Origin of the sequence: Zavarzinia sp., assembly GCF_041650655.1 — a bacterium.
Taxonomy (GTDB): domain Bacteria; phylum Pseudomonadota; class Alphaproteobacteria; order Zavarziniales; family Zavarziniaceae; genus Zavarzinia.
The window spans coordinates 20806-30934 of record NZ_JBAZKR010000051.1 but is presented as its reverse complement, the minus strand read 5'-3'; the positions used below and the strand labels follow the sequence as shown (position 1 = coordinate 30934).

9 protein-coding genes are annotated in these 10129 nt (G+C 68.5%); 6 read left to right on the top strand and 3 right to left on the bottom strand.

Annotation, left to right across the window (positions count from 1 at the left end; translation table 11 throughout):
- Both WC493_RS13115 and WC493_RS13110 read right to left on the bottom strand, forming a co-directional pair.
- The coding region (locus WC493_RS13115; protein WP_373065975.1) for a glutathione S-transferase N-terminal domain-containing protein at nt 1–143 on the bottom strand (143 nt) is incomplete at its 3' end.
- Between the two features lie 128 nt (nt 144–271).
- Nucleotides 272–871: a TetR/AcrR family transcriptional regulator gene (locus WC493_RS13110; protein WP_373065974.1), complete on the bottom strand. Its 600-nt coding sequence runs from the start codon at nt 869–871 to the stop codon at nt 272–274.
- Nucleotides 872–1150: 279 nt separating this feature from the next.
- Here WC493_RS13110 and WC493_RS13105 point away from each other — a divergent pair, with 279 nt between their 5' ends.
- From WC493_RS13105 to WC493_RS13080, 6 genes are read left to right on the top strand one after another with little or no spacing between them, the layout of a single operon-like run.
- The gene (locus WC493_RS13105; protein WP_373065973.1) at nt 1151–3058 is read left to right on the top strand and encodes a DUF1302 domain-containing protein; all 1908 of its coding nucleotides are present in this window, start codon (nt 1151–1153) and stop codon (nt 3056–3058) included.
- A 19-nt stretch (nt 3059–3077) separates the two neighbouring features.
- Nucleotides 3078–4436, top strand: coding sequence for a DUF1329 domain-containing protein (locus WC493_RS13100; RefSeq protein ID WP_373065972.1), 1359 nt, complete (start codon nt 3078–3080; stop codon nt 4434–4436).
- 16 nt (nt 4437–4452) lie between these two features.
- Nucleotides 4453–5538 carry an MBL fold metallo-hydrolase gene (locus WC493_RS13095; RefSeq protein WP_373065971.1) on the top strand — a complete coding sequence of 362 codons (1086 nt, stop codon included), beginning with the start codon at nt 4453–4455 and terminating at the stop codon, nt 5536–5538.
- 10 nt (nt 5539–5548) lie between these two features.
- Nucleotides 5549–6838: a DsbA family protein gene (locus WC493_RS13090; RefSeq protein WP_373065970.1), complete on the top strand. Its 1290-nt coding sequence runs from the start codon at nt 5549–5551 to the stop codon at nt 6836–6838.
- 1 nt (nt 6839) lies between these two features.
- Nucleotides 6840–7784, top strand: a complete 945-nt coding sequence (locus WC493_RS13085) for a formylglycine-generating enzyme family protein (protein ID WP_373065969.1) — start codon at nt 6840–6842, stop codon at nt 7782–7784.
- A complete protein-coding gene (locus WC493_RS13080; RefSeq protein WP_373065968.1) occupies nt 7781–9418 on the top strand; it encodes a sulfatase-like hydrolase/transferase in 1638 nt (545 codons plus the stop codon). Before WC493_RS13085 ends, WC493_RS13080 begins: the two co-directional genes overlap by 4 nt.
- Here the strand turns inward: WC493_RS13080 and WC493_RS13075 are convergent.
- A complete protein-coding gene (locus tag WC493_RS13075; protein ID WP_373065967.1) occupies nt 9403–10119 on the bottom strand; it encodes a Crp/Fnr family transcriptional regulator in 717 nt (238 codons plus the stop codon). The two genes, WC493_RS13080 and WC493_RS13075, sit on opposite strands and share 16 nt — an antisense overlap.
- Nucleotides 10120–10129: the final 10 nt, after the last annotated feature.

Genomic DNA, 10129 nt, shown 5'->3' with positions numbered 1-10129 from the left:
GGGTTGATGGCCAGGAATTCCGGCGTCTTCTGCTCGCCCGCCATGATGTTCACGGCATGGACCTCGTAGGGCAGGCCCAGTTCTTCGAGCGTGACCGAAGCCTTCCAGCCGTTGGGGGTGGGGGCGGTATAGAGGTCGATCATGGTTTCTTCCCTTGCCGTCACGCGGCCAATGCGGCGAAGGCGCCGCTTCCGAGCAATGGGGCGAGGTCAACGCCCCATGGAGCTTCCGCCCTTCTCCCCTCCAGGTTCTTCTTGCCGTCGTCGCGGGCTCAGCCGGATTCCGGTGCCGTCGCGGTCAGGCTGCGGATCAGGGCGCGGCAGGTCGCGATGGTCGCGGCAATGAAACTCTCTCGGTCGTAAAGGTCCGGATTTTCGAGCTTCCAGGTGGTCAGCATGGCCACCGTGATCTGCAGGGCGAGGCTGATGGCGAGGCCGTGACGCTCCGCCGGCAGGGCGGCCAGATGGCGGTGCATCTCCGCCACCAGGGTGTTCATGCCAGGATAATTCAGCGTGCGCGAGACCCGAAGGATGTCGAAGCCCGGGCGCGAGGTGAACTGGCGGAGGAAGCGGAGATAGGCGAGGCCCTCGTCCCCCTCGCCCACCTCGTCGATCAGGGGATCGACCATGGCGCGCAGGCAGGTGTTCAGGCTGGCATTCGGTTCCGCCAGTCCGCGCGGATTGACGATGGCGAGCCTTCGGTCGTCGATCGGCTTCAGATATTGGAGCAGGATGGCGTGATAGAGTCCCTCGCGCGAGCCGAAGTGATATTGCAGCGCCGTCTGGTTGCGCTGGCCGGCGGCGTCCAGGATCTCGGCGGTGCGCACGCCCTCGAAGCCGCGCTCGCCGAACAGGCGAAGCGCGCTCGCCATGATCGCCTCGCGGCCACTCGGGGCCGGCGCCTCCGCGGCCGAGGCCTTGGGCTTGCGACCGGTGCGCCGCCCTCTCGCCTTGTCCGTTCCGTCTGCCGAATCCCGCATCACCACCTGCCGGCCACTGTCCCTTATCACCTATGGGATAATGGAATACATTATTTCTTGCAAGACAGACGTGACTCGCCGTGACACTTTCCCTTGCACGGATTGATGGCCTTCATTAATGTCTTCGATTAATGAAGGCGCGGAAATCGCGTTTGACGCCGGGGGAGGCGCATGGGGCAGGGGAAGAAGTGGCGGGCCTTCGCGGGGGCCCTCGGCGGTTGCGCCCTCATGCCGGTCGCATCGGCGGCCTATGAGGCGGAACTGGGCGAAGTCAGCCTGACCGTGGTGACCGCGCTCAGCGTCGGCGCCCAGATCCGCATGGAGGGGCAGAACCCACGCAATTATTGCGTCGCCAACGGCGGACAATATCCCAACACGAGTTGCAACACCGACGACGGCAACCTGAATTTCGAGCGCTATGATTTCGTCTCGACGCCGATGCGGCTCAGTTCGGAACTGACCGCGACCTGGCGCGATTTCGCCCTCTACCTCCGCGGCACGGCGCTCTACGACGCCTTGCTCGACCACAACGACCTGGCCGCCAACGGCTCGGCCGCGCGCGACTACCGGGGCGAGCTGTCGCCCCGCGCCCATGATGCCGCCGCGGGCTCCGTCGAGCTGCAGGACGCTTATCTGCGCGGCAATTTCGACCTGTTCGATCGCCGCCTCACCGTCCGCCTCGGCCAGCAGACGATCATCTGGGGCGAAGCGCTGGTGACCCAGAACGGCATCAATGTGATCAACCCGCTCGACACCTCGAAGCTGCGCGTGCCGGGTTCGGAGCTGCGCGACGCGCTGATCCCGGTGCCCGCGCTCTTCGCCAGCTATAACCTGGGCGGCGGGCTTTCGATGGAAGCCTTCTATCAGTTCAGCTTCCGCCCGTTCCGCACCGAAGTGCCGGGTACCTTCTTCGCCACCAATGATTTCGCCGGGCCGGGCGGGCGCGGCATCGGTGTGGGCGGCGACTACGACGAATATGCGCCCGACACCACCCTGGTCTCGATCCCGCGCGAGGACGACGATTATCCGGGCGGTGCCTTCGACAATTTCGGCCTCGCCTTCCGCTATTACGCGCCGGAACTGAACGACACCGAATTCGGCTTCTACTATGTGCATTACGCGAGCCGGGTGCCGGTGCCCACGGTCTGCGGCCCTTCGGCCGCGGATTACCAGCGTCTGCCGCCCGGCGTCGCCACCGTGCTCGGCCCCTTCATCCCGCCACAGGGGGTCGCCAACGGCGGCTCCGCCCTGCAGGGCGTGATCACCCAGGTTCCGGGGCTCAACCCCTTGGCGCCGGTCCAGGCGAATGCGCGGAACAGCCGCTTCGTCCTCACCTATCCGACCGACATCGACGCCTTTGGCCTGAGCTTCAACACCAAGCTGGAAGCGACCGGCACCGCCCTCAATGGCGAGGTTTCCTTCAAGACCGACGTGCCGGCCAATATCGACGAGACGACCTGGATCAGCGATTTCATCAACGGCCTTTCGGAACTGCCGCTGGCCGGCCCGACCCAGCTCGGCACCAACACGGACCGGACCGGCATGGTCTCGACCATCGGCCGGCGCCACGACGTGCTGACCTTCATCCTGCGCGCGACCCAGGCCTTCGCCGAGAGCGACTTCATTTCCCGCATGCTGGGCGCCGCCGGGGTCACCTGGATCATGGAAGGCGGCCTCATCCATGTCGACATTCCGGACTCTTCGGTGCTCGCCTTCGACGCGCCCGGCACCTATCGCACGCCCGGTACCGGTTACGAACAGGATGCATTGCGTTACAAGGAGGAATATGCCACGGCCTGGTCGGGCGGGCTCACCACCATCGTCCAGGCGCTCTATCCGGACGTGGCGCCCAACCTGAACGTGACCGCCGGCATCGCCCATACCATCGGCCTCGGCGGCAACACGCCGCTGGCCGGCGGCTTCGTCGAGCATGTCAACAACCTGAATTTCTACCTCCAGTTCGACTACATGATCGACTGGCGGCTGCAAGTGAACTACGCCCTGTCCTTCGGTGGCGGGCGCCAGAACATCACGTCCGACCGCGATTTCGTCGGCGTGTCCCTCAGCTATCAGTTCTGAGCCCGGAAGGACCGACGCCATGAAGACGCTGTTCGCCGCCGTGGCGGCCCTCGCCCTCGCCGCTTCCGACGGCCATGCCGCCAACGATGCCGAAAGGCTGGGCCGCGACCTGACCCCTCTCGGCGCCGTCAAGGCCGGCAATGCCGATGGTTCCATTCCGGCCTGGAGCGGCGGCATCACCGCGCCGCCCGCAGGTTACGTCCCGGGCGGGCCGCTGGCCGATCCTTTCGCCGGGGAAAAGCCGCTGTTCAGCATCACCGGCGCCGACGTCGGCAAATACGAAGCCCTGCTGCCGGCGGGGCAGATCGCCATGCTGAAGCGCTACCCGACCTATCACGTCGACGTCTATCCGAGCCATCGGAGCTGCGCCTATCCGAAGGCGGTCTATGACGGCACCAAGCGGAACGTCGCCCAGGCCAAGCTGACCGCCGACGGCAAGGGCATGGTCGATGGAACCATCGGCATTCCCTTCCCCTTCGTCACCACCGGCATCGAGCTGTTCTGGAACCACCGCCTGCGCCCGCGCGGCGGTTTCATGTTCCGGCGCAATTTCGCCCTCGCCGCGGTTTCCAGCACCGGCGACTACAAGCTCGTGAAGATGCGCGACGAAGGCATCAACCACCTGATGGGACCGGGGCGGCGGGCGCCGGGCGATGTCGAGGGCATCCGCCAGCTCCAGAATATCTGGATCACCTATATGGCGACGACGACGGCGCCGGTCCGCCTGTCCGGCCAGATCACCCTGGTCTACGACAATATCGACGATGCGGAGGGCCCGCGCCAGGCCTGGCAATACAACCCGGGCACCCGCCGCGTGCTGCGCGCGCCCGACCTCGCCTTCGACGCGCCGGGTACCAATGCCGACGGCCTCGCCACGGTCGACCAGTTCGACGTCATGAACGGTTCGCCCGAGCGTTACGACTTCACGCGGAAGCCGGACCAGGAAGCGATCATCGGCTACAACGCCTACCGCCTGAAACTGATGCCCTACAAGGACCTGCTGACCAAGGGCCACATCAACCCGGCGGCGCTCCGCTACGAGCGCCACCGCGTCCATGTCGTCGAGGCGACGCTCCGGGAAGGGGCGCGTCACATCTATGCAAAGCGCGTGTTCTTCCAGGACGAGGACAGCTGGGCCTTCGTCGCCGCCAGCCTCTACGACACCCGCGGCAACCTGTGGCGTTTCCAGGAGGCGCCGGTGGTGAATTCCTACGACGTGCCCTTCTGCGGTCCCGCGATGGAAACCTCCCAGGACCTCCAGGCCGACCGCTACCTCGCCTCGCTCATGACCAACGAGGAGAAGATGCCGGACTGGCAGGCCAAGGTGAAGCCGGAGGATTTCACGCCCGACGCGCTCCGCGCGCTCGGCACCCGCTGAAACCGGAGGACACGACATGAACCGGTTCCTGCGCGGCCTCGTCTCCGCCCTCGTCCTGCTCGCCGTCGCCGGGGCCGCGGCCTGGCTGATCGCGGGCGACCGCATCGTGCTGGCCCTGGCCGCCCGGATCGCCGCCGCCAATATGGCGGCCGACCGGATCGCCGCACTGCCCGACGGGCTGCATCTCGTCGTCTGCGGGGCCGGCGGCCCGATGCCGGACCCGGTGCGTTCCGGCCCCTGCCAATTGGTGATCGCCGGTCGTTCCGCCTTCATGGTCGACGCCGGCACCGGCGGCGCCCGCAACCTGCTGCGCATGGGCGTGCGCACCGGCGCGATCACCGCGATCCTGCTGACCCATTTCCATTCCGACCATATCGACGGCCTGGGCGAAGCCCTGATGCTGCGCTGGACCGGCGCCGCCAACAAGACGCCGACCCCGGTCTACGGCCCGCCCGGGGTGGAGACGGTGGTGGCCGGCTTCGACCAGGCCTATTCCCTCGACGACCATTACCGGACCGCCCACCACGGGCCCGAGGTGACGCCACCCGGTGGCGCCGGTGGCATCGCCATGCCCTTCCCGGCGCCGATCGGCGACCAGGGCGTCGTGGTCTACGACAAGGACGGCGTGAAGATCACCGCCTTTGCGGTCGACCATGCCCCGGTCGAACCCGCGGTCGGCTACCGCTTCGATTACAAGGGGCGCAGCCTGGTGATCAGCGGCGACACCAAGGCGAGCCCGAACGTCGAGAAATTCGCGACGGGTGCCGATCTCCTGTCGCACGAAGCCCTGTCGCCCGAAATGGTCGGCGTCTTGCAGGGGGCTGCGGACGCGGCCGGGCGCGGCAACCTCGGCCATGTCATGCACGACATCCTGAATTACCACACCTCGCCCGTCCAGGCGGCGGCGATCGCGGCGCGGGCGGGGGTCCGCCAGCTCGTCTTCGTCCATATCACGCCGCCGTTGGCGAGCCGGCTGCTGAATTCCCTCTTCCTCCGGGGTGTCGCCGACGCCTTCTCGGGCGCGGTCGACATCGCCCGCGACGGCTCGGTCTATTCCCTGCCGGCGGGCGGCGAGACCGTGACCACGGACCATCTGCTCTAGGACGGCGCCCATGACCTTGAAGAAGCGTATCGCGATCACGGTCGCCGGCCTGATGACCAGCGAGCGCCTGGCGGCGCGACGCCGACGGTGGCACGAACTGGCGCGCCGGCTGAAGCGCCGGCCCCATGTCGTGCATTATTTCCACGAGATCCAGGATCCCTATTCCCTGCTCGCCGCCCTCGCCCTGCCCGCGCTGGCGGCCCGGCGGGGCGTGGTGATCGAGCCCCATCTGGTACCGCCGCCGCCCGCTTGGGCCGCTCCCGAGCGCGCCCTGCTGGAAGCCTATGGCCGGCGCGACGCCGCCGCCCTGGCCGGGCATTACGGCCTGGCGGTTCCCGACCTGACCGCGCCGCTGGACCCGGCCGCCGCCGCCGCCGGCAATATCGGGCTGGCCACCGCCATCGCCCAGGGGCGCTTCGTCGAGAACGTGGCAGCGATCACCGCCGCGGCCTGGGCGGGCGAGACGCTGGGTGTGGTCGGCGGGGCCGATCCGGCCCCCCTGCTCGTGGCCGGCGCCAAGCTGCGGGACGAGCTGGGTCACTATCTCGGCGCCACCTTCCACTATGGCGGCGAATGGTATTGGGGCATCGACCGGCTGCATTACCTGGAAAGCCGACTGGACCAATTGGACGCCCGCGGTCCCGGCCCCTCGCCCCACTATCCCCGGCCGCGCCTCCGCCTGCCCGAGACGCTGCGGGGCCGGCTGGCGGGTCGGGAGCTGGAACTATTCTTCTCCTTCCGCTCTCCCTATAGTTACATCGTGCTGCCGCGCGCCTTCGCCCTGGCGGATCATTACGGCGCCCGGCTTCGGCTTCGCTTCGTCCTGCCCATGGTGACGCGCGGCCTGCCGGTGCCGCTGGCCAAGCGCCTCTATATCGTGCGCGACACCAAGCGGGAGGCGAGCAGCGAGGGCCTGCCCTTCGGCCGGATCGCCGATCCCCTGGGCCGACCGGTCGAACGCGGCCTCGCCGTGCTCGCCCATGCCCTCAGCCTCGGTGACGACAAGGGCCGCGCCTTCGCCCTCTCCTTCCTGCAAGGCGTCTTCGCCGAGGGGATCGACGCCGGCGAAGACGCGGGTCTGCGCCAGCTGATCGAACGGGCCGGGCTCGACGCCGGCCCCGCCTTCACTGCCGTGGCCGATCCCGCCTGGCGCGCCACGGCGGAAGAGAACCGCATGGCCATGGTGGGCGAGGGCCTGTGGGGCGTGCCCTCGCTTCGTTTCGGTACCATCTCCACCTGGGGCCAGGACCGGTTGTGGCTGATCGAAGACGCCATGATCAAGGCGGCGGAGAGCGCCTGAGATGCGCTTCGCCCTGCCCGCCCTGCTGCTCGCCGTGCCCGCCCTGGCCTTCGCCGGGGTCGCCGGACGACAGGCGCTGGAGACCCCCGCCGGACGGACCTGCATCGCCGCCCCGCCCCTGCCCGACCCGGGTGATCCCACCAGCGGCATGGTCGCCTTGCCCGCCGGTACGGTCCAACTCGGCGAAGGGCCGGTGCTGCCGGGCGAGGGACCGGCGCGCAGCGTCGCGGTGGCCGCCTTCCGGATCGATGCGACCGACGTCACCAACGCCCAGTTCGCCGCTTTCGTCGCCGCCACCGGCTACGTCACGCTGGCGGAGCGGCTGGGTTCCTCCCTCGTTTTCGTCGGCGCCGAGGGCACGGTGAACCGGGACGATCCTTCGCAATGGTGGCGCATCGTGGGTGGTGCCGACTGGCGCCACCCGAAGGGGCCGGGCAGTTCGATCCGCGGCAAAGGCGCCCTGCCCGTCGTCCATGTCGCGCGGGAGGATGCGCTGGCCTATGCCCGCTGGCTCGGCCGCGACCTGCCGAGCGAGGCGGAATGGGAATATGCCGCACGCGGCGGGCTCGCCCATGCGCGCTATCCCTGGGGTGACGCGCCGTCGACGCCGGAACACCCGCTGGCCAATGTCTGGCAGGGCGTCTTTCCCCTGCTCGATACCGGTGCCGACGGTTACAGGGCGGAGGTGGCCCCGGTCGGCTGTTATCCCGCCAATGGTTACGGCCTCTACGACATGGCCGGCAACGTCTGGCAGTGGACCGCGGATAGCGAGCCGACGGGCGAGCCCGTGATCAAGGGCGGCTCCTTCCTCTGTTCCGAGGATTTCTGTTTCCGCGCCCGGCCCGCCGCCCGCCTGGGCGCCGCCCGCGACACCACGACCGGCCACATCGGCTTCCGCACCGTGCTGCGTCACGCGCCGCCTTCCGCCCAAGGATCTTCGTCATGAAACGCCTTCTCGTCGCCCTGGTCCTCCTGGTCGCGGTTCTGGTCGGCGCCTTTTTCGCCATCGGCGGGCGCCAGGGCCTGACCCTGATGATCGCCCGCTTCATGTCGCCCAGCGTCGGGCCGAACCGCCCGGTCGCCTGGCAGCAGGGCCCGGCGACGGCGGAAGGGCGCAGCAAGCAGCCCAATGTCGTGCTGATCCTGGCCGACGACCTCGGCTACAACGATGTCACCTTCTACGGCGGCGGCAGGGTGCCGACCCCGAACATCGACCGGATCGGCAAGGAAGGCGTGAATTTCCCGGCGGGTTACGCCGGCAACGCCACCTGTGCGCCCTCGCGCGCCGCCCTGATGACCGGCCGCTACCCGACCCGCTTCGGCTTCGAATTCACCCCGACGCCGATCGGCTTTTCCCGCGTCGTCGGCCATTTCGACAGCACCGCCCCGGTAAAGCCGATCTATCACGAGGAACGTGAATCTGCGGTGCCACCCTTCGAGGAAGAGGGCCTGCCGACGAGCGAAATCACCATCGCCGACCTCCTGCGCGGCGCCGGCTACCACACCATCCACCTCGGCAAGTGGCACCTGGGCGAGACGCCGCAATTCCGGCCCGAAGCCCATGGTTTCGACGAGACCCTGGGCTTCTATTCCGGCGCTTCCCTGTTCATGGACCCGGACGATCCCGATGCCGTCAACGCGCATCAGGATTTCGATCCGATCGACCTCTTCCTCTGGGCCGCCCTGCCCTACGGCGTGCGCTACAACGGCAGCGACATGTTCCGTCCCCAGGGCCACATGACCGATTACCTGACCGACCAGGCACTGGCCGCGATCCAGGCCAACCGCAACCGGCCCTTCTTCATGTATCTGGCCTATAACGCGCCCCATACGCCCTTGCAGGCGACGCGGGAGGATTACGAGGCGGTCGCCGGCATCGAGGACCATACCGCGCGCACCTATGCCGCCCTGATCCGCTCGCTCGACCGCAACGTCGGCCGCGTGCTCGACGCCCTGAAGGCCGCCGGGCTCGACGACGATACCCTGGTGATTTTCACCAGCGACAACGGCGGCGCCCATTACGTCGGCATCGGCGACCTGAACAAGCCTTACCGCGGCTGGAAGGCCACCTTCTTCGAGGGCGGCATCCGCGTGCCCTTCTTCATGCGCTGGCCCGGCCACCTGCCGCAGGGTGCGACCTATGACGCCGCGATCAGCCATTTCGACGTCTTCGCCACCGCCGCCGGGGTCGCCGGCGCCGCCCTGCCGGCGGACCGCACGATCGACGGCGTCGACCTCCTGCCCTTCCTCACCGGCGGGCGCCAGGGCCGGCCGCACGACCGGCTGTTCTGGCGCTCAGGCCCCTATATCGTCGTGCAGGCGGGCGACTGGAAGCTTCAGGTCACATCGATCCCCGACCGCGCCTGGCTCTTCGACATGAAGACCGACCCGACCGAGCAGAAGGACGTGGCGGCCGAACATCCCGAAAAGGTCGCCGAGCTGAAGGCCATGCTCGATGCCTTCCAGATGGAACAGGTGGCGCCGAACTGGCCCGCCCTGATCGAGGCGCCGGTGCCGATCGACCACCCGCTGAACCGGCCCTGGTCGGCCGACGATACTTACGCCTATTGGTCCAACTGAGGCGGGCCGGCCGGATCGAGCGGCATGAGCACCGTGCGTTCGGCAAGCCAGGCCGCGAGAGCCTCGCGGTCCGGCACCGCGATCCGGCCGTAACCGATCGCGATCAGGCCATCGCCCTCGAGCCGGCGGAGCGCCTTGCCGATCGAGACGCGGGAGACGCCGAAGAGGGAGGCGAGGTCGTCCTGTACCAGGGTGACGGCCTCGCCCGCGGGCCGGCGCCGCACCATGGCCAGGAGATGCTTGGCGAGCTGGACCGGCAGGGGCAGGCGGCGCAGATCCTCGATGAATTCGACCAGGGCGTGGATGCGCCGCGTGGCGAGGCAGAGCAGCGCGAAGCCGAGCGCCGGATCCTCGTGGTAGAGCGTCATGAGGCGCCGCCGGGGAATCTGGTCGATCACCACATCGCCGATCGCCACCACGTCGTGGGTGCGCGGCAGATCGGCGAAGATCGTGAATTCGCCGAAGCAATGGCCCGGCCCCAGGATCGAGGTCGTGGTGTAGGAGCCGTCCGACCCCGGATTGCCGATCCGGACCGTGCCGGAGCGGACGATGGAGAGCCCGGGCTTACGGTCGCCCCGGGCATGGACCAGGGCGCCGTCCCGGTAGCGCACCGGCGTGCCCGCGGCGAGCAGCGCCGCCCGCGTCGCCGCCGGCAGGAGCGGCAGAAGGGCCGGCGTGTCGAGATCGAAGATGTCGGCCATGGCGGCCCCG

Coding starts and splice junctions, on each gene's coding strand:
- WC493_RS13105 (WP_373065973.1), top strand. CDS start 1,151: ATGGGGCAGGGGAAGAAGTGGCGGGCCTTCGCGGGGGCCCTCGGCGGT.
- WC493_RS13080 (WP_373065968.1), top strand. CDS start 7,781: ATGAAACGCCTTCTCGTCGCCCTGGTCCTCCTGGTCGCGGTTCTGGTC.
- WC493_RS13090 (WP_373065970.1), top strand. CDS start 5,549: ATGACCTTGAAGAAGCGTATCGCGATCACGGTCGCCGGCCTGATGACC.
- WC493_RS13085 (WP_373065969.1), top strand. CDS start 6,840: ATGCGCTTCGCCCTGCCCGCCCTGCTGCTCGCCGTGCCCGCCCTGGCC.
- WC493_RS13110 (WP_373065974.1), bottom strand. CDS start 871: ATGGCGAGCGCGCTTCGCCTGTTCGGCGAGCGCGGCTTCGAGGGCGTG.
- WC493_RS13095 (WP_373065971.1), top strand. CDS start 4,453: ATGAACCGGTTCCTGCGCGGCCTCGTCTCCGCCCTCGTCCTGCTCGCC.
- WC493_RS13100 (WP_373065972.1), top strand. CDS start 3,078: ATGAAGACGCTGTTCGCCGCCGTGGCGGCCCTCGCCCTCGCCGCTTCC.
- WC493_RS13075 (WP_373065967.1), bottom strand. CDS start 10,119: ATGGCCGACATCTTCGATCTCGACACGCCGGCCCTTCTGCCGCTCCTG.